Origin of the sequence: Bacteroides helcogenes P 36-108, assembly GCF_000186225.1 — a bacterium.
In the GTDB taxonomy this organism is placed as follows: Bacteria; Bacteroidota; Bacteroidia; order Bacteroidales; family Bacteroidaceae; genus Bacteroides; species Bacteroides helcogenes.
This window is the reverse complement of record NC_014933.1, coordinates 1,096,434-1,116,440: the sequence shown is the minus strand read 5'-3', so window position 1 is coordinate 1,116,440 and position 20,007 is coordinate 1,096,434. Positions and strand designations below refer to the sequence as shown.

The following is a 20,007-nucleotide window of genomic DNA, read 5'->3' as shown; positions in this document are numbered from 1 at the left end:
AATGAAAAAAGTAACATTTCTTATGACTCTCGCAGTAGCTGCCGGTCTGGCATCTTGTACTGCACAAAGCCCGAAAGGTAATCTGAAAACAGACATCGATTCATTGTCTTACGCTTTCGGTATGTCACAAACAGAAGGTATCGACCAGTACTTCGCCCAACAAGGCATTGACTCAACCCAAATGGCAGACTTCCTGAAAGGCTTCAACGAAGGCGCTACCAAGATTGACAAGAAAGACGCTGCCTACATGGCAGGCCTCCAACTCGGACAAATGGTAAGCAAACGTTGGGTAGAAGGTCTTAACCAACAAATCTTCGGTGAAGACTCTACCAAAACCGTCAGCCGCGAAAATCTGCTGGCAGGTTTCGTTGCAGGTGTAATCAATAAAGGCGGCCTTATGAACAAAGAAGATGCCCGCGCCTACACACAGACTGCAATGGACGCCATCAAAGAAAAAGCCACTGCAGAGAAATATGCCGACAACAAAGCCGCAGGAGAAAAATTCCTGACTGAAAACAAAGGTAAAGAAGGCGTTGTAACAACTCCCAGCGGTTTGCAATACAAAGTTCTGACCAAGGGCACTGGTGCTATTCCCGCAGACACTTGCAAGGTAAAAGTAAACTATAAAGGAACATTGATTGACGGAACGGAATTCGACAGCTCTTACAAGCGTAACGAACCCGCAACTTTCCGTGCCAATCAGGTTATCAAAGGCTGGACAGAAGCTCTGACCATGATGCCCGTAGGCTCCAAGTGGGAACTTTACATCCCTTACGACTTGGCATACGGTACAAGAGAATCCGGTGGCGGCCAAATCAAACCGTTCTCTGCTTTGATATTCGAAGTAGAATTGCTGGGCATCGAAAAATAAGATAAACGCAACAAGCTAAAAACAACAGAGTGACAGAGCGCTTCGGCGTTCCTGCCACTTTGTTGTTTCTTATCCCTTCCACCTTCCATCTACTTAATCTCCCTTCTCTTTTATTCATTTTTTATTCCCTTTTCATAGATAAATTAAAATAAAGTCCTATATTTGCTTACTATTTGATAAGAATAAGAACTTTACATATTTACCATTATGGAAAAAATAGACAATCTTGACCGGCAAATTCTGGAAATCATTTCGCAAAATGCCCGTATTCCTTTTAAGGATGTAGCTGCCGAATGCGGCGTATCACGTGCTGCCATTCACCAACGCGTACAACGCCTGATTGACTTAGGAGTCATCATCGGCTCCGGTTATCATGTCAATCCCAAATCCTTGGGTTACAGAACCTGTACGTATGTAGGAATCAAGCTCGAAAAAGGTTCCATGTACAAGGCCGTCGTTGCCGAAATGCAGAAAATACCCGAAATTGTAGAGTGCCATTTCACTACCGGCCCATATACCATGCTGACTAAAGTATATGCCCGCGACAACGAACATCTGATGGATTTGCTGAACAATAAAATGCAGGAAATTCCGGGTGTCACCGCCACCGAGACATTGATATCCCTGGAGCAGAGCATCAAGAAAGAGATACCTATCTGTCCGGAAAAATAGAGGCGGGAGCTGCAACAACACTCATAACAATAATGGATTTCTTAAACGAATATCATTTGTCAGGACTTGTCATCGGCATTTGCACATTCCTCATTATCGGCTTGTTTCATCCTGTGGTTGTAAAGGCCGAATATTATTGGGGTACTAAATGCTGGTGGATTTTCTTAGTGTTGGGCATCGGCGGCATCATTGCTTCCCTTTACACGGAAAACATCATGTTGGCTTCCTTATTGGGAGTATTTGCCTTTTCCTCATTCTGGACGATAAAAGAGATCTTTGAACAGGAAGAACGGGTCAAAAAGGGTTGGTTTCCAAAGAATCCAAAGCGTACTTATAAGTTTTAAAGATAAAGTTACAAGTATTTTTTAATTGAAAGTCTTGCATATTCCAATAGAAAATACTACTTTTGTCCTCGCTATCCGAGCAAGGATACGCCGGACTTGTAGCTCAGTTGGTTAGAGCAACAGACTCATAATCTGGAGGTCCCTGGTTCAAGCCCAGGCTGGTCCACAAACTGAAAGGCTCATTCTTAACAGAATGGAGCCTTTTTTGTTTGCAGACCCTCCAGATATAAATCTGTTGCTCTTGGTTGATTTACTCCTATTTTAAGCAGATGTTGACTAATTGTTGACTAATTAAAATAGAGCTAATATGCTGACTATTAAAGCTGAGATTAAAAGGAGTGAACTAAAAGTTGACGGAACTTATAACGTCAAGATTAGATTCACATTAGACCGCAAGGTAAAACGCTTATCCACCAACCTGTTTGTAACTCAACAAGACCTAACTAAATCCCTCAAATTCAAAGAGGACACTTCCATTAAGAGAGAGATAGATAGGCTTGTTCTCTATTATAGGGAACAGTGTTTAAAACTGCAATTAGACCAAAATCATTATTCATTGGATGAGATAATTGAGTTCCTAAACGGAGAGCAAGAGAAGCAACAAACCATTGACTTTATAAAGTTCAGTCGTGAGTGGATAGCTTCTACTACCATAAAAGGAGCACCCAATTATACAACTGCCATCAATGCTTTGGTACGGTTTGTTGGTAAAGAGGAATTGGATATAAATCTTATCACCTTAGACTTCTTGGAACAGTTCAAAGCATTTTTAATTGGAGAACGTGATGCACGTACCAAGAAACTGATGCAGCAAGGTAAACGTGTGACCTCTAACCGCACTCTTTCCCTCTACTTGGTAAGCATCAAGAAGCTGTTCAATGAAGCCAAACGTAAGTTCAATAAGAAGGACAAGAACCTTATTCTTATTCCTAACTCACCCTTTGAAGACTTCAAGATACCTAAACAGGAAGCTACACGTAAGAGAGCCATTCCAGCAGACATCATTAAAAAGGTGTGGAAGCTGCCTTATAAAGACATGAAGAAAGGATATAAGTCCACCTGCCGTTATAACTTGGCTAAAGATTGTTTCATTCTCTCATTCTGCCTTATGGGAATCAATTCAGCAGACCTTTACAATGCTACTGAAATGAGAGGGAACACTATTATCTATAACAGAACTAAGACCAAAGCTCGCAGATTGGATGGTGCAAAAATGATGGTAGATATTCCTAAGATAGTGCAACCTCTTATTGATAAGTACAAAGATAGCACAGGCAAACGTCTGTTTAACTTCCATCAATTCTATGGGGATGAAAAGACTTTTAACAAGGCTATCAATTCTGGATTGAAAGAGATTGGTTCAATATTAGAAGTAGATGATTTGGAGTACTATGCAGCAAGGCATAGTTGGGCTACTATCGCTCTCAACAAAGTAGGCATAGACAAATATACAGTCCATGCAGCCCTCAACCATATTGATGACTCTATGAAGGTGACAGACATTTATATTGAACGCGACTTCGTAAATGAAAACAAGGCTAATACCAAGGTTGTGAAATACGTGTTTGGTAAGTAAGCTAATAATTCCTCACTTGTAGCAATGCAGGTGAGGATTATTTTTTTAACTTTGCCTTAAACTAATGATTATGGAGAAGCTAAAGGAAGATTATATAAACATTGACACCCGTTTGGAATACATGGAAGCCATAGCCGTTAAATATGTTCCAGACGTAGATATAGACCCAGCCACAGGAGAAAGATACGTCTGTGGCACTACCGCCTTACCTCTATTCATAAGAAGATACAATCAGAATAAACTATATGGCAACTTCACATACGGAGATTATATAGCCAATGAGGACATACAAAATACTTTAAAAGGTTTGGGAGTTGATATAGACAAGTTCTGGTTTCTACTTCTGTTCATCTTTGACTATACTTGTGGCACGTGCTTGGACGGAATGAAAGCTACAGGCATTGGAATAGAACAGCTCACCAAATTCACCAAAGCCATAGCTGACAACCATAAGGAGATTAACCAATTTGGAGTAAGTTTTAAGAAACCTATCACTATATCTGTAAAGGTAGAGGGTAAGCATCAGATAGTAATTGATAATGCCAATGCAATAGGTTACTTAGCTACTACCATCGCCAATAACCTAAAAGAGATAGAGGAACACCCTTGGATGCAGAGCCAACAAGTCAGCATAAGCACCCATGCAGAAGAAAAGGAATCCGTTCAGATATGGCTGTTCTATAAGATGTTCAATGACTTCTTCAATTTAGAGCCATATAACAAGCGGTTTAATGTCAGACAGAAGAAAGGAAGCACCATATCACTTAGTAAGACATTGCTCATATCAAGGCTTATCTACTTTACTAAACTATCTAAACATAGTAAATTCTCAGAAGATGAAGATGTTTTAAAAGGTTACATCAAGCAATATAAAGACAAAAGAATTGATACTGCGAACAGCATATATTTCTAATAAATATCTGATAATTAATACAATCCTGCTTCACACCATTAAGAGGGTACATGAAAGCAGGACTTTTTTTCTCTCTTTTAATCCTGCCATTATATCCCATCTTTGCATCGTCAAAACGATAGCGGACGAGCAACCAATTAAGAGGGGAAGTAAAACTACTCATTAATTTCTCTCTTTTAATCAGCCCAGAAGCAAGTAGTTTTGCAGCGTAATCAGATAACTAAGTGTACATAGGTTTGACGGTTGCACAGAACATTATTAATCACAATTTAAAAGAAATAATTATGACAACTTCAAATGTTAATTCAGTAGAGATGGTAAATAATAGTGTAGAATCAAACAACGCAACTATGGGTAACATAGAAGAACTGACCAAGGTCTTTGAGAAAGAAGAGAAAGAATTGAACCGCCTTGTAAAAGGCAACAGAAACGAAGCTGTAATAGCAGCACAACAGAAAGTCGTTGATGAAGCCAAAGCCCAAATGGAACAGGCAAAGGAGTTTGAAAGAATCTCTAAGGAGAAAGCTGTCAACAGTTCTTTCACATTCTCTGTAGTGGATGAAGAAACACGTGCAAGAACGGAACAACAGAAGAAGATAGCATTTGTAAAGAACAACAGACCTGTAAACTCTAAGAAAGTGGATGGTTTTATAGCCTTGATAGCCGCCAATAAATATGACAAGGCTTTCCCCATTATCGTAATGGAAGCGTCCAAACTGATTGAAGCAGGTTATACTGTAACGGACATCAATGGAAAGGAACTGACTAAGGAAGAAGCCAAAGACTACTTCGTTATCCTTGATGGGCAACACAGAAGTACGGCATTCGCCAAACTGATTGCAACAGGGAAATATCAGAATATGATTCCCAATGTTCACATAAGGGATATTGAGAATGTTGGTGAATACTTGGTTGACATTAACAATGTAGGAAGCAGTTGGGATAAAAAGGACAGATTGGTTGTAGCTTCTTTGACTTCTAATGATGAACTGTTCCAAAATGTAGCAAAATTACTAAACGAAGGGTTCAATCCAACCACAGCTATGTTGATTTACACAGGTAAAAGTCTATCTGACAAACAGGTAAACAATGTGTTACAAGGAGAAGAATTTATACTTCCCAAAGATGCAAAGGTTGACATTGAAAGAGGAAACAAGTTCATCAACTTATGCAAAGCAGCTAAGATGGATGTTTCTTTCATCACTAAGCGTTACTTTATCAAAGGCTTCAACAGTCATGCCATATCTATAAGTGAAGAACAGGCATTTAAAGCTCTTGACAATCTAAAATACAAGAACTACAAAGAAGATAAGTGGAAAGGGGTTAAATCAGAGAATGATTTCATTAAGATATTGAAAGAAGCTCTGGAAGCATAAAACACCAACTATAAAGCCCATGTGACAGGTGGGCTTAATTCTTAACCAATTAAATAATAAAACAATGAATCCATATATCATACAATCCAGCTTATATCTAAGCACTATCTACGAAGCAATAATTGCTAAGCAAGAAATACTAAGAGCTAAAATGCAGCAATACAATGATGTCAAGCTCTATCTGTTCAGTTTCATTCTCCCAGAATATAGTTCTAATGAATATATTGCAAATAGCCTCAAACTTTATAATGAGAATGAACTGTTCCCCATTATTATAACTTCCATTACATATAAAGAAGTTGATAATCCAAGAATAGCTTTCAAGAATGAGAATGGAATTATACACTTAGTCCTATGTTTTGAACATGACAAGGAGGATTGACAAGAAGCAGGGAAATGTGAGAGGTTTCCCTGCCTACTTAATACTTCTGAATTGTGGTCTTACCATTAGTTCCCCACTCATGAAATTACTATCTTTACAGTACCACAGACAGATAATCCCACCACACAGATTGACGGACTTACAAACTATTCAGAATATCTAAAATGGAAGAATTTACTTATGAACAGATAAGGGTTAAGGCTCTTAAACAGGGAGTAAAAGATAACAAGGTTCACATTGGATTGTGGGCTAATCTTAATAACTATCTAAAGACAAGGAGAAAGAAGAATGGAAAGGTTACTACCTATTATATTTCATTGCAGAAACTATCTTATTAATTCACTGAAATTTAAACTGACATGATAATTCATCTACCAACAGGAAAGAAGTTCCATAACAGAAAGGAAGCTAAGATATATTTTGGAACTGCCTACTATTATAAGATGGAACGGGAGAAGAAAGATTTAGTGTTTATCAATAATGTTCAATCAGCTACTAATGAATATGAAGATACCTCAAAGATACCTGCAAAACAGGACAAGCAGCATTAGGCAGGACTATGCCACTATTAACAAGTCTATTGTAGATAAGCTCAATCCACCCAATCTATACAGATTCTTCTGTCTGTCCTTATATAGAAATGACTATTATAAAGTCAGATGGAGAATTAAGGATTTAGCTAAGCGGACTGGAGAGGAAGAAACTGCACTAAAGAATTTCAATAAGGATATAGAAGCTGTGTTGGTTAGAAAGAAATATTGTGTACCAATCAACCATCCCATATATGACTTTACAATGAGATGTCTTTACTGCATCCCACCCATAGACCACCCCAACTTTATAACACTGTCCCACCTCTTTATGAAAGTGGATTTGGATATTAAAGTGAAAGGATATTATATCAAGCTCTTATTGATAGCAGAAGATAACAAGATATTGCTTTCTCTTAATAAGTTGGCTGACAAATTGGGAATGGGTAAGAAAAATGTAGAAAGTTACAATCTGGATTTATATAGTGCAGGTCTGTTAAAATTCATACCCAAAGGGATAGAACTTACTCCAAAGGAACTATTATTAAACAATGATATAGCCAAACAACGTAAGGAGTGGAATCCAATCAACTCAAAAAACGTGGTTAAGATAGCTTTCAAGTCCAAATAACAGGCAAGCAGGATTTTTCGTACTGTTTATTAATATATTAAGAGATGGTACGAATAATCCCCAACTAACCTCAAATCCACTTGACAAGCACCTAATGCCCAAATTCTTTAATAGCAAGAAGCATATTAAGAGAATAGATGTTGGATAATCAATTTGTTTTTTCTTTATTTAGCCCTACATTTGTAGATACATAAAAAGAATATTCATGGAACAACTCTGCTACATACACTTTGAGCTTCTTAATCATAAAACCCAAGAAGGTTATTGGGCTACAGATAAGGGATTACGAGTTAAACACTTGCCAGAAGTTATATTAGAATCCAGAGGGAAGACAGCTACAGGATTTTATAATGAACAAACTCAGCGATTCAGATTCTTCAACTACAGCGAACAAGATTGGAATGTCTTGTTTCAAGAATATATATTCCATGATAAGATTACAAATAAGTTTTACTACTTATACATTTTAAGAATACTATATGCAATCAACACATCCAAATTCCAGCCAGAAGCATTTAAAAAAGCTATTCACAAACAGATAACTGACTACCCTACCATACAGGCATGGTTCATAAAAGACTTATATAAATACATTTCATTCGCATCTCTTAATAGGCAAGAGCTTATCTTGCCCATATTAAACGAGTTTGGCTATGATTTTAAAGTGATAGAGCCACAATTACTCACTGATGCAATAGACTTCATTGGAGATTTCCTTATTTATAGAGGATTAGGAATATTCAATCAATTCAGACTTATATTCAACAGAATTCAGCAATGGAAGAAAGAGAAATCAGACTATCATTTAGAGCATATTACATCTAAAGCACACAATGAAATCATTCAACTAATGCTATGGCTTAATGATTTGCATAGAATGGTAGATATAAGCGTTATTGAGAAATACTTCTACTATTTAGGAATGAATATCAGAACACTTATAATAAGAAAGCTATTTGAAGAACATAGGAATAAGAACTACTCAATAAACATAGGCTTCTTGGAAACCTTATTAAACTCCAAGCGTAAACTATTGGCTGACTATCAAGCCGCATTGTTCGGTTTAAAAACAGAAGTAAATCCCTCATTGGAAATACTCATAGATGCCATTAAAAACTATACAGATAAAAAGACATTCCTAACCCTTAATGGAGTTATTGACATAGCTATACAGCAGTCTGGAAGTAAGAAAGTAAAGATAAACTTAAATTCCCAGCGATTATTTGACATCTGCAATGGTGGACTACGGATAAATCCAAAGTTTAATGGCTTTCTTCTTGTTGAATACCAAATGACCCCCAATAGCACATTGGCTTTAGATAATTTTAGGGAACATACGGCTACAGTTATCAGCAGGATAAGAAATTTAAAAGACTTATCTTATGACGATATTGACTATGTGGAATCACTAATTAATGAATTGAATGACTGCATGGATGACTTACCCAAACTTCTATCGCTTTTAAAAAATAAATACCCAGATAATACTTGGAATACGAAAGGTGCAGATAAAATAAGTAAATGCCTTATGCCAGAACTTCTAACCATAAACAAGGCAAGATTCACTTTAAGCCCTTCCATTGATACATTCTCTAATAAGGAGGAAATAAAGGCTAATATCATCAATATTCTAAACGAATGGACTGAAAGCGACTGTAAGGATGAATGGGTTATCCCTGTTCAGAACAAGGAGCTTATCAATAGAATCATGAAGGGCTTTTACATCCAAAATACAGGTGAAACCCATCCACCATTTTACATAGATTGGAGAGACATTTACAAGAACCTTAAAAGCAACTTACCCAGACCTACCGATATTTGCTACGGGAATTTATCTGACAAGAGACATCATATTACCAATAAAAGTTTTGTCTGGTGTAAACATCAACCATGTTTTAGAACCGCTATTGAATATAAACAATCATGGCAGGATTATAAGCTAACAGATATGCTTAACATCTTAGGGCATAATATCACAGAGGATAAGGGATGCGGTTTCATTGCAGACGGAGAATATAATAGGTTTGTTGATGTAGTGCTTAAAGCCCAGAAAGTTGTAGATAAACTCCAATGCAAAGAATGTGGTCATATTCTATTCCCAGTCAAACGTAGTACAGGAAACGATTCCAATGAATACACATATTATTATTGTGAAAATGCACAATGTAAGGAATACCATCAAGAAATCTACATTAATCATTGCTTTAATTGCAAAAATGGAATTATTGATTCCAGAGAAAGTAAAAGATGTCCCAATGGATTGTGCATTTGCCCAGAATGTTTAACCTGCTGCTCTAATGATTTTTTTGACAGAATGGCTAATAAATACCTATCCTCTAATAGACTTGTTCCTCAATGGATTAATAATAGGTTAGGAAAAGGACATAAAGACCTACATACATTGTTTTGTCCAAAATGTGGAACAGAGTTTGACGATACGCATACAGAGTGCCCTTCATGCCATTATAAGTGGAAAATTGCTAACTACAAAAGAAGAATATAATATAAGCGGACAACCATACTACTATTTTATCCCCCCCTCATGGCTCTTAAATAAAAAGAATGCTTTAGAAATGCAGTCTGATAGCTGACAGGAATAAGCATTCTTATTAATCCAAGAACAGGCACGATGCACTATTGCCACAGCCTATCAATAATTTACTAATGCTCCTCATTTCCTTTGAAAGAATCTTTAGGGAAAGACATAGGACAGCCTAAGATACAAGCGAAGAAATCACTTGTGTTTTAGGTCTGTTCCTATTAAATCCATTCAATCAATAACCATTTAATTCAATTTCATTATGAGAGATTTAGTAATTATGCCAGCTATGGCACAGCGTAGAGAATCATTAAACATGGGTGAGTTTGCAGAAGAAGCAATCATTGTGGAAGAAGTAGCAGCACCCAAGAGAGTAAACCATTTCATTGAAGCAAACACGCAGGAAGTAACCTTGCATCATCTGAAACATGACTGCATTACTCCTGTGTTCTCTAAAGACAATGAACTGACCATTAATCATGCTGCATTTGTGGAAACCATACAGGATGCAGCACAATCATTCTTTAACGGTGAGAGAGTGGAACAGGCAGATATTCGTGTGAGCCACATTATTAAAGGAAGAATCCCTGAAGCTATCCATAAGCCAGCCAACCAACTGTTGGAATCTGACAAGACTATCTACTATGAAAGGGCGGCTTTCAGCATTGACATTCCAACCATTTATGAAACTGTTGGAGGAAACAAGCTGAATCTTTCCATCGTAGGCGTAAGGGCATACAATCAGATGAATCTTTATTCAAAGAAAGTTCCAGAGTTGTTTAGACTTGCAATAGGCTTTAAAAACCAAGTCTGTTGTAACATGTGCATCTTTACCAATGGTTACAAGGATGATTTGAGAGTAAGCAACACAACAGAACTCTATCGTGCAGCGTTGGAACTGTTTGGGAACTACAACCCTGCCAAGCATCTTTATCTGATGCAGCAATTAGGCGACACTTCCATGAGTGAACACCAGTTCGCACAGATATTGGGCAAGATGCGACTTTACCAATGCCTGCCAACAGGCTACCAAAAGGCATTGCCAAGAATGTTGCTTACTGACACGCAGATTAATTCTGTGGCAAAGGCATACATCAATGACAATAACTTTGGCGGCTTTGGGAGCGAGCTTAATATGTGGAAGTTCTATAACCTGCTTACAGGAGCTAATAAGTCAAGCTATATTGATTCATTCTTAGACCGTTCATTAAATGCTACTGAAATGGCTTTGGGAATCAATGCGGCTTTACATGGGGACGAGCGTTACAAATGGTTCATTGATTAGAATGATAAAAAACATTGCTATTATATTAATAGAGCTAATATAAATTATACTACCTTTGCATTATGAGAATAGAAGAAATTAAAACTAAAATAGGTAGTCCATATTATGAAAATGAGTTCGGATTACTTTATAATATGGATTGTAGAAAAGGATTAAAGCTATTAAACGATACCTGCTTTAATTCAACAATAACCAGTCCTCCCTATAACATTGGGAAAGAATATGAAACTGTAATGCCTATCGGTGACTATATAGACTGGCTTACCGATATTATTAAATTAATTCATAAATTAACTGTACCTACAGGAAGTTTTCTGTTAAATGTCGGTTATTTAAATTTCCCCAATAAAGGAAAGGCTGTCCCTATACCCTATTTATTATGGGATAAAATACCTTTCTTTTTACAACAAGAAATCGTTTGGAATTATGGGGCAGGAGTTTCAGCTAAACGTTTTTTATCTCCAAGAAATGAGAAAATATTATGGTACATCAAAAATGAAAAAAATTACACTTTTAATTTAGACGAAATTAGAGACCCAGATGTAAAATATCCTAATCAAAAGAAGAATGGAAAATTAAGATGTAATTCTATTGGAAAAAATCCATCTGATGTTTGGCAAATAGCTAAAGTTACTTCAGGAACAAACAGAGCTTCCGAAGAAAGAACTGCTCATCCAGCCCAGTTCCCAGAGGATTTAATTAAAAGATTAATTTTAGGTTTTACTAATAAGAATGATATAATATTAGACCCATTTATGGGGTCTGGCACTGTTGGAGCTGTTGCTATAGAATTAGGACGAAAATTTATCGGTTTTGAGATAAATTCTGACTATTGTGAAATAGCCCCAAAAAGGATACAAACAAAATATGATGAAAAAAAAATGCGATTATTTTAATCGCATTTTTTATATATAGTAATTAATTTATTCTTATCTGCATTAGTTGATAATCTTGCTTGTTGTCCAGTAGCTGCTTTTTGGGCAATCCAATCACTGTGCTCCAAATATCCAAATCTTATCTGTAATATTTGGGGCTTGGGATTAGACTCTGAGAACTTCTCAAAGTTAATTCCAATATAATATCCATTTTTATCTTTCTCTTCAGAAGAAGATGACGGTTGTGCGTAACTCCGATTAGCAAAAATTTGCGTAGGATGTGAAGATGCTTTAATTTCAATTCCCATTTGAGGATTAATAATATTATGTACATCCTTTTCTTTTTTTGCTTCCCCAACTTTATACTCTTTAGGATATTCAAGAGATAAATAGTGTGCAACTAATTCATGAAGAAAAAAGCTCATTATTTGTGGAGAAGGGAAAATGTCTTTTCCTATTTTGAAAGACCCCATTTGAGAATTAAAAATATCATCCCATGCCTTAAGAACGATAGGTACGATTTTTTCTTTAAGAGGATGTGCCTTAATTAATTCCTCCGTTTTACTCTTCCAATCTTCTACATTTAATCCGTTATAAGGTGAACTCATAGTTGTTTTTTTTCAAAGGAACAAAAAATATATGATATACCAATAAAAATATTCACTTTTATTCGTTTCATTATAAAACAGAACATTATGTCACTCAAATATTCAACGACAACAGCGGACTATCTTGTTTGGTCTGACGCTATGAACCTCATAAGGAAGTTGACGAAAGACGAGAATTATAAAATCTCTCTTCTTATAGCTTTGGGATGCTTCACAGGATTAAGAATATCTGATATTCTATCTCTAAGGTGGAAGCAGATATTAGGTACTGACGAGTTTACAGTAATTGAGCAAAAGACAGGCAAGGTAAGAACTATCAGACTAAACCCACAATTACAACATCATATTAAAGAGTGCTACGAGCATATAAATCCAGTTGGAATCAATGCACCAATTCTTATAAGTCAGAAAGGCACTATCTTCACAGTTCAGAGAATTAATATCATTCTTAAAGAGGTGAAGAAGAAGTACAGGTTAAAGATTAAGAACTTTAGCTGCCATTCTCTTAGAAAGACATTTGGCAGACAGGTCTATAACATGAACAGTGATAATGCTGAACTTGCTTTAGTAAAGCTGATGGAACTGTTCAACCATAGTTCTGTTGCCATTACTAAAAGATACTTGGGATTAAGGCAGGAAGAGATTCTACAGACTTATGACTGTTTGAGCTTCTAATAATTGGGACAGGATTATTAAGATTCATCTTTATAGTGGTCTGAATGATTCTGTCCCAAATCAATAGAATATTGAGCTTAGATACATCTAAAGTCCAATCTTGGCAGTTTGGCATTTCAGCCTTATAGAAGTAGTTCAATTCCATAAGTTTACAGAGTTTATAACTATTTCAACTCTTATAAGCCATGTTACAGGTAGCACTTCTTGAATATCCAATAATATGCTGACTTAAAGATGATTATTCAAGGTGGGTAAGAATATTCAGAATTTAGTCCTTATATGGGGAGAAGTGAATTTGATGCCCATATGGATTTAGGGAGTTAGATGCAACTCTGATTAAATATCTCATTCAGACTATGTTTGAGAGCATAGAATTTACTATTAATCCACACTTCATACCTAATGATTTAAAACCTTTTGTTACCTTTGCACCAATTCCAACGAACTAATGAGATAGGGAGTTGGAAGGACATATTTAACGAAAGGTGTTATTGAAATTATCTTCTACATTCAAACTTCGCAACTTTGATATTGGCACGAAGATGATAGCAATAGCACCCACACATTTGATATATATTCATCGCTTAGGTGAACTATATACCCTTTGGTGTGGGGCTATTGTTTTATCCGTGCCAAAGGTAATGCGAAGACCTGAATGTAGGATAGAACAAATATAGCTTCCACACCTTTTTTATTTATAATTCATCGTAGGAAGCAGATGAGCATAACATTTTAATTATGAAGCACAGATTATTACTGTTCTTATCAATGCTGTTTATAACCACTTATATCAATGCTCAAAATGAAATTACAGGCTTCTTAGGAATTAAATTGGAAGACAAGCCTTATGTAGCCATAGATAAGTTAAAAAAAAGATACTCTAATGTAGAATGGAAATTTCCTTGCATTCATTTGGATAATGTCACATTTATTGATACAAGATTTGACAATTTGACTATAACCTTTAAAAATGAAAAGCTTGTGGAAGCAAAATTTACACTCTCTGATTTTGTATCTGTAGCTGACAACCCTTTTAAGGATAGAGCAACTTTACTTAACGAAGCCAAATCAAAGCAGAATCAGATTGCAAATAGGTTCACACAAACATTTAATAGTTTGGGTAATGCATTTTGTTCTAAATATGGTAATCCAGCAGTTTCTTCTGAAGGTAATGCAATATGGAGAGATACAAATTCTAATTCTATAACTCTAAATGTCACCCTTAATAATTCACAAGATGAACTGGGAGTACATTTTGACGGTATATTGACAGTTACATATAGAACTGCAACCACAAACAATGATGAATTTTAAAAACTTAAACATACAGAATAATGAAAACATTTAGATTATTAGCGACCTCATTATTGGTTGCATTAGGCATGGGAATTAGCTCTTGTGGGGATGATGAATTAGAGGTAAGTCCACCTTTAAACAATGTAGAACAAATGTGCTTGGAATATGGAATTGCAGACTATCAGAATATTGAATTACTAAGTCTGTTTAAGCATGGAGATAACACTGCTATAAATATAGGACAAGCTAATTTCTCTGGATTAAGGGATAATAAGCTATGGCTTGCATCATTCAATATAGAGGATAAATCTCCGATTATAAATTGGACTGACGAGTTACCATTTAATAGAAATCGTAGAATTTACAAAGGCTATGGAGAATATGAAGATGTTACAATTCAACAGATAACTCTATTGCAAGCAATGCCATTCAATCAAGATTTTGTAGCATCATTAAGTTACAGCTTTGGGAAAGATTATAGCTACCACGCCTTACTGTTTAAGCAAAGTTCGCAAACAAAAGAAGTGCAACTCAAAGATAGTGGATTTGGCATAGGTGCATGGTACGAAAACTCTATCATAAATGGTAAATGCTGTTATTCGTTGTCTGGAGATACTATCTATATAGCAGAGAAAGGTTTTGGATATTCCAATGTAGGAGTTCTCTATACTTCTGAACTTTTATCTTATGAAGAAGCAATCTATAGTCATAGAGATAATAAAGGCTTCTTCGTGGGTAAAAGAAGTTTTAAATTGGGAGAGGATTTATGGCATATCCAAGTACCACAGCTTAACGATGAACCTGCTGATGCCAAGATTGAAGTCAGTGTAGAAGATAAATCTACGCCAGTTTGGAAGTTTAATGTCAATATTATACATTATGATGGAACTAAGAAGAATGTAACATTTGAAGTAGATACTGATAATGGTACAATCAAAGGACAGGATGATTATGCTTCTCTCATTATAGGCAAATGGAAGATGACAAGTGGTAATGCTGTTGCTACCCATGTTACTTATAAGAATGATGGCACATTTGAATATACAAGTACCGAGAATCCTTTATATAATGAAGTGGGCAAGTACAAGATAGACGGTAACAAACTCTATGAAATGTTTAGTGATGAAGATGAATGGATTATCAGTGATATTCTGTTACTTAATTCAATGACCTTATCAGTGCAGGAATTGGAAGCAGACGGAGTTACACCCACAGGTCAGAAGTACTCTTATCAGAGAGTGGAATAAAGAACTTATTCATACTAAAAGTAGGCAGCATTTGAGGAAACTCTTATGCTGTTTTCTTTTTTATATAAGCACTACGAATGTTACATACTAACAACCCAATTCTTTGGAATATAGGAAACTAATATTTAACTTTGTACCGTAGGTTTAGCTGTTGACTAATTGTTGACTGATAAACTTCCAATGAGATTATTAATACGTTGACATATTGCAATTTAATAGGATGAAATTTAGAGCCTCATAATCTGGAGGTCCCTGGTTCAAGCCCAGGCTGGTCCACAAAGAAAAGGCTCATTCCTAACGGAATAGAGCCTTTTCTTATTATAGTCTCAACCATCGCCAAGATAATATCTATCTTTGCACCGCAAGAAAACTCTTATCATGAAATATGGAGTAACCCGACATACATTGCTTATCACTGCCGGAACAATATGGTTGCTGGCCGGCATGAACATCCTGCGTATCGGTTTGACCTGCTGGATAGCCGATGCTCAATACTGGCTGTTCAAAGTATGCGAAGCAAGCTTAATTTTCCTTCTATTCTTCGGCGTTGTCTTTCACAAGCTATACAAAAAACATACTTTCCGCATCTCACAAAAAGAGGGGAGGCATTGTCCTTTTTCCTTCTTCGACGCCAAAGGATGGATTATCATGGTATTCATGATCACAATCGGAATAGTCACACGGATATACCGCCTGTTGCCCGACTCTTTCATCGCAGTATTCTACACCGGACTGTCTTTGGCCCTTATCGGTACAGGAATACGTTTCATCAAGTATTGGTGGAAAAACAAAAAGGTCTGAAGACCGTACAAACTCACAGACATAGGAATACAAAATGAGGGGACATCCACCGAAGCGGCTCCCCTCACTCATTACTTTTTATTTCCCTGTTTCTCCTCTGTCTTCTTCTCCCCCTTGTCTTCCGGATGTATGATGCTCTTTACCGTCTCTCCGATAGGCAACTTATCCAAAACTCCAAGGCTCGGAGCGACAGTCTTTACCAGCGAACTCAAGAAATTGCTTGTACCACCGTTTCCACCATCGAATACTGTGATATTTCCTAAATTGATATGTTCGAATGCCTTCACTTGTTCGCCGGCAATTTCCTTCCATTGGTCTACCATCTTGTACTGGATAGCGATAGCCGGATTTGATTCAGCAGCTTTCACCATAGCCTCGAAACCTTCGGCCTCGGCAAGCAATGACCTCTTCTTACCTTCGGCCTCAGCTTCCAGTTTCAGTCGGATGGCTTCGGCCTCAGCCTGAGCCTGGGCAAGCAATGCCTTGGCACGTGCCTCAGCCTCACGGGTCACTTTCTCCGCAACTGCATTCGCCTGAAGAATAGCTTCCTGACGGGCTATCTCTGCAGGAACTATCTTTTCGGCCTTCAAAGAAGATTCCACTTTTCGGGCTTTAGCTTCTTCCACCTCTTTCTGGGCTATTTCACGAGCTGTTTGTACGGATGCTTCCGAACGGGCAGCGGCCTCACCGGCTTGTTTGTCGGCAGTGGCTTGCGTCACGGCAAGTTCTGCATCCGACTGTGCAATGGCTTTCTGCGCTTCGTTTCGGCCAATTGCAGCTTTTTTGGCAGCTTCGGCCTGTTTGATTTCCATGTCAGAATTCAATTCGGCAATGCGGCTCTCCTTTTCCGTATTGGCCTGCTCAATGCGTATGTTTTTCTCGGCCTCGGCCTTAGCCACCTGCGATTCCTTCTCGGCGTTGGCCACGGCCACTTGCGAGATACGATCCTTGTCGGCATTGGCTACGGAGATTTCCTGCAGCTTCTTGGTTTCTGCAATGGCGATGTCTTGATCCTTACGGGTTTCGGCAACCTTGGTTTCGCGCTCTTTTATCTGAGTGGCAATTTTGATGGCTCCAAGTTTCTCCTGCTCTTCGATATTTGCCTGAGCCTCGTTCTGCGCCTTACTCTCGGCCTCCTTACCCAGATTGACAATATAGTTGGCGGCATCGCGGATGTCGCTGATATTGATGTTCATCAGATACAAACCGAACTTACGGAGTTCCGTGTCGATATTGTCTTTTACTTTAGACAAGAACTTATCACGGTCGGAGTTCAACTCCTCAATCGTCATATCGGCAATAACCAGACGCATCTGACCGTAAACCACATCGGTAATCAGATTCTGCTTGTCATCCATCGTCAGTCCCAACATACGTTCGGCAGCATTCTGCATTACTTCGGGATCTGTACTGATGGCTACAGTAATAGTCGTCGGAACATCCACACGAATATTTTGGGCAGACAAAGCACCGGTCAACTTGCAGTCTATCTGCATCGGCTTCATCGAAAGGAACTCATATCCCTGAACGATGGGCCATACAAAGGCAGCCCCACCATGGTATAACTTGGCCGATTTCTTATCGCCACCCGTCTTACCATATACTACCAAAACCTCGTCACTCTTACATTTGCGGTAACGAGAAAGGATACCGACAAAAGTAAGCAGAACAACCGCTATGAGAATGGCGGTCATAATCATCATTTCCTGTGTCATAAGATTGTTTATTTAGTTTTATTTCTATTGTATATACAATATTCCATCCCGGTAAGCCGTGATAATCACCTTATCTCCGGTCTGATAAACCTTGCCTGCCTCAGACACCACATCGACTTCACGCATGGCGCCGTCTTTCTTGATTTGCACGGTATATTTGCCATCCCCTTGACCGAAATACAGGGTGCAACCGCGTCCTATAAGCTGTTCAGGCTTCTCGGAGCGATTCACTTGCTGCAACTGATAGGCCTTCTTATAAAGAAACCACACGGCAAGCACAAAGAACAGGCCGATCAGAATAGCAATAATATAACTCTGGGGATCAGCGTTCCCAATCAGATACATATACCACCCAAAGCCGATACCAAAATGGGTAAGACCTTTAAAAGAGACCACACTGCTGAGGTCGGCATCTATGTCCACATCCGCGTCAATATCTCCGAAAAAGATAGAAAGAATAAACTGTATCACAAAAATTCCAGTCGTGACCAGCGCAATGATAAGGAAAATATTACTGCTCATAGGCAAATTGAAGTAGTGTCCTTACACTATATATTAGATATATGAATCAAATATAGGTATTTGGCTTATACACACAAAACAACTGCTTCTATTTAACACTTCTTCATTCGATCTGCAAGAGGCAGATCTGCAATTTTCGTATCAATACATGAAAGAACAGAAACAGGAATTCAACACAGCACATACACGAACTCAGCCTCATAGAGAGTGCCCATGAATATAGGACAAGATGGTGTATTTCAAATTAATCCTTTACCTTTGCCGACAGAAATGACTGCTTACAAAAACATGATATGAAGAAATATGTTATGATATGAAATACATCCTCTTTTACCTTTACATGCTGTGCATACTATGCAGTTGCGGCAACGGACAGAAAGAACCTTCACGACATATCGGCGCTCCGGAAGATTCCATCTGCTCCGCACAGCCTGTTCCCGCCAAAAGCCACACAGCCTGCTATCTGGATTCTCTGGGTTTCGTCAACATTGCCGAAGCAGACACCAGCATCGCCATAGAACTAATGTATGCCCGTGCAGATAACTTCACGGGAGAAGTGCTTTATAAAGACCTCCACGAAGCCTATTTACATCCCGATGCCATGAAAAGCTTATCCGAAGCACAACGCCTTTTAAAAGAACTGCATCCGGACTATAGCCTCATCGTATATGACGCCGCACGCCCCATGCACATACAGCAAAAGATGTGGAATGTAGTTAAAGGAACTTCCAGACAGATCTATGTATCCAATCCCGCCCGTGGAGGCGGTTTACACAACTACGGGCTGGCGGTAGATATCAGCATCCTTGACGAACAAGGCACTCCTCTATCCATGGGGACACCGGTAGATTATTTAGGCAGAGAAGCACATATCACGCAAGAAGAGCAATTAGTAAAAAACGGAAAGCTCACCGCCCAGGAACGTAACAACCGCTTACTGCTGCGACAAGTGATGAAAAAGGCCGGTTTCCGCCCATTGCCCAGTGAGTGGTGGCACTTCAATCGTTACAGCAGACAGGCTGCCAAAGAGAAATACCAAATAATTCCATAGATTATCGCTATCTTTAAATAAGGTAGGCTGCAACCTCAACAAAAACTTTTCAAACAAGCTTGAAGTATTTTGTCTTCGGTTTGCACTATCTTTGTTCT

Annotated in this window: 19 protein-coding genes and 1 tRNA gene; 17 read left to right on the top strand and 3 right to left on the bottom strand. The window is 37.9% G+C overall.

The window, feature by feature from the left end:
• Window position 1 precedes the first annotated feature (1 nt).
• The 12 genes from bamJ (at window position 2) to BACHE_RS04225 (ending at window position 12,015) form a co-directional block, all read left to right on the top strand.
• Window positions 2-871 carry a BamJ family beta-barrel-assembly machinery protein gene (gene bamJ / locus BACHE_RS04280; protein ID WP_013546482.1) on the top strand — a complete coding sequence of 290 codons (870 nt, stop codon included), beginning with the start codon at window positions 2-4 and terminating at the stop codon, window positions 869-871.
• Between the two features lie 207 nt (window positions 872-1,078).
• Complete coding sequence (locus BACHE_RS04275) at window positions 1,079-1,543, top strand: Lrp/AsnC family transcriptional regulator (RefSeq protein WP_013546481.1); 465 nt, start codon at window positions 1,079-1,081, stop codon at window positions 1,541-1,543.
• Between the two features lie 32 nt (window positions 1,544-1,575).
• Window positions 1,576-1,887: a DUF4491 family protein gene (locus BACHE_RS04270; protein ID WP_013546480.1), complete on the top strand. Its 312-nt coding sequence runs from the start codon at window positions 1,576-1,578 to the stop codon at window positions 1,885-1,887.
• 92 nt (window positions 1,888-1,979) lie between these two features.
• Window positions 1,980-2,053, top strand: a tRNA-Ile gene (locus tag BACHE_RS04265).
• A 141-nt stretch (window positions 2,054-2,194) separates the two neighbouring features.
• Window positions 2,195-3,463: a phage integrase SAM-like domain-containing protein gene (locus BACHE_RS04260; protein WP_013546479.1), complete on the top strand. Its 1,269-nt coding sequence runs from the start codon at window positions 2,195-2,197 to the stop codon at window positions 3,461-3,463.
• A 70-nt stretch (window positions 3,464-3,533) separates the two neighbouring features.
• Window positions 3,534-4,376, top strand: a complete 843-nt coding sequence (locus tag BACHE_RS04255) for a hypothetical protein (RefSeq protein WP_041579643.1) — start codon at window positions 3,534-3,536, stop codon at window positions 4,374-4,376.
• A gap of 284 nt (window positions 4,377-4,660) precedes the next feature.
• Window positions 4,661-5,752, top strand: a complete 1,092-nt coding sequence (locus BACHE_RS04250; protein WP_013546476.1) for a ParB N-terminal domain-containing protein — start codon at window positions 4,661-4,663, stop codon at window positions 5,750-5,752.
• 741 nt (window positions 5,753-6,493) lie between these two features.
• Complete coding sequence (locus tag BACHE_RS16850; RefSeq protein WP_013546474.1) at window positions 6,494-6,685, top strand: hypothetical protein; 192 nt, start codon at window positions 6,494-6,496, stop codon at window positions 6,683-6,685.
• Window positions 6,639-7,295, top strand: coding sequence for a hypothetical protein (locus BACHE_RS04240; RefSeq protein WP_013546473.1), 657 nt, complete (start codon window positions 6,639-6,641; stop codon window positions 7,293-7,295). Before BACHE_RS16850 ends, BACHE_RS04240 begins: the two co-directional genes overlap by 47 nt.
• 205 nt (window positions 7,296-7,500) lie before the next feature.
• A complete protein-coding gene (locus BACHE_RS04235) occupies window positions 7,501-9,798 on the top strand; it encodes a hypothetical protein (RefSeq protein WP_013546472.1) in 2,298 nt (765 codons plus the stop codon).
• Between the two features lie 298 nt (window positions 9,799-10,096).
• Window positions 10,097-11,119, top strand: a complete 1,023-nt coding sequence (locus BACHE_RS04230; protein ID WP_013546471.1) for a DUF3871 family protein — start codon at window positions 10,097-10,099, stop codon at window positions 11,117-11,119.
• Window positions 11,120-11,181: 62 nt separating this feature from the next.
• The gene (locus BACHE_RS04225; protein ID WP_013546470.1) at window positions 11,182-12,015 is read left to right on the top strand and encodes a DNA-methyltransferase; all 834 of its coding nucleotides are present in this window, start codon (window positions 11,182-11,184) and stop codon (window positions 12,013-12,015) included.
• On the opposite strand, the gene BACHE_RS04220 is transcribed toward BACHE_RS04225, so the two are convergent.
• Window positions 12,012-12,602 carry a ScaI family restriction endonuclease gene (locus BACHE_RS04220; RefSeq protein WP_013546469.1) on the bottom strand — a complete coding sequence of 197 codons (591 nt, stop codon included), beginning with the start codon at window positions 12,600-12,602 and terminating at the stop codon, window positions 12,012-12,014. The genes BACHE_RS04225 and BACHE_RS04220 overlap by 4 nt on opposite strands.
• Window positions 12,603-12,689: 87 nt before the next feature.
• Here BACHE_RS04220 and BACHE_RS04215 point away from each other — a divergent pair, with 87 nt between their 5' ends.
• The 4 genes from BACHE_RS04215 (at window position 12,690) to BACHE_RS04200 (ending at window position 16,621) form a co-directional block, all read left to right on the top strand.
• Entirely contained in the window at window positions 12,690-13,277 is a 588-nt protein-coding gene (locus BACHE_RS04215) for a tyrosine-type recombinase/integrase (RefSeq protein ID WP_013546468.1), read from the top strand.
• 738 nt (window positions 13,278-14,015) lie between these two features.
• Complete coding sequence (locus BACHE_RS04210; RefSeq protein WP_013546466.1) at window positions 14,016-14,591, top strand: hypothetical protein; 576 nt, start codon at window positions 14,016-14,018, stop codon at window positions 14,589-14,591.
• A 20-nt stretch (window positions 14,592-14,611) separates the two neighbouring features.
• Window positions 14,612-15,820, top strand: coding sequence for a hypothetical protein (locus BACHE_RS04205; protein ID WP_013546465.1), 1,209 nt, complete (start codon window positions 14,612-14,614; stop codon window positions 15,818-15,820).
• Window positions 15,821-16,198: 378 nt separating this feature from the next.
• On the top strand, window positions 16,199-16,621 hold the full coding sequence (locus BACHE_RS04200; RefSeq protein WP_013546464.1) for a hypothetical protein: 423 nt from the start codon (window positions 16,199-16,201) through the stop codon (window positions 16,619-16,621).
• 71 nt (window positions 16,622-16,692) lie between these two features.
• Here the strand turns inward: BACHE_RS04200 and BACHE_RS04195 are convergent, their stop codons facing one another.
• Both BACHE_RS04195 and BACHE_RS04190 read right to left on the bottom strand, forming a co-directional pair.
• Entirely contained in the window at window positions 16,693-18,336 is a 1,644-nt protein-coding gene (locus BACHE_RS04195; RefSeq protein ID WP_013546463.1) for a flotillin family protein, read from the bottom strand.
• 24 nt (window positions 18,337-18,360) lie between these two features.
• The gene (locus BACHE_RS04190; RefSeq protein ID WP_013546462.1) at window positions 18,361-18,858 is read right to left on the bottom strand and encodes a hypothetical protein; all 498 of its coding nucleotides are present in this window, start codon (window positions 18,856-18,858) and stop codon (window positions 18,361-18,363) included.
• 313 nt (window positions 18,859-19,171) lie between these two features.
• Between BACHE_RS04190 and BACHE_RS04185 the strand changes: the two genes are divergently transcribed.
• Window positions 19,172-19,909: a M15 family metallopeptidase gene (locus tag BACHE_RS04185; protein ID WP_013546461.1), complete on the top strand. Its 738-nt coding sequence runs from the start codon at window positions 19,172-19,174 to the stop codon at window positions 19,907-19,909.
• Window positions 19,910-20,007 lie beyond the last annotated feature (98 nt).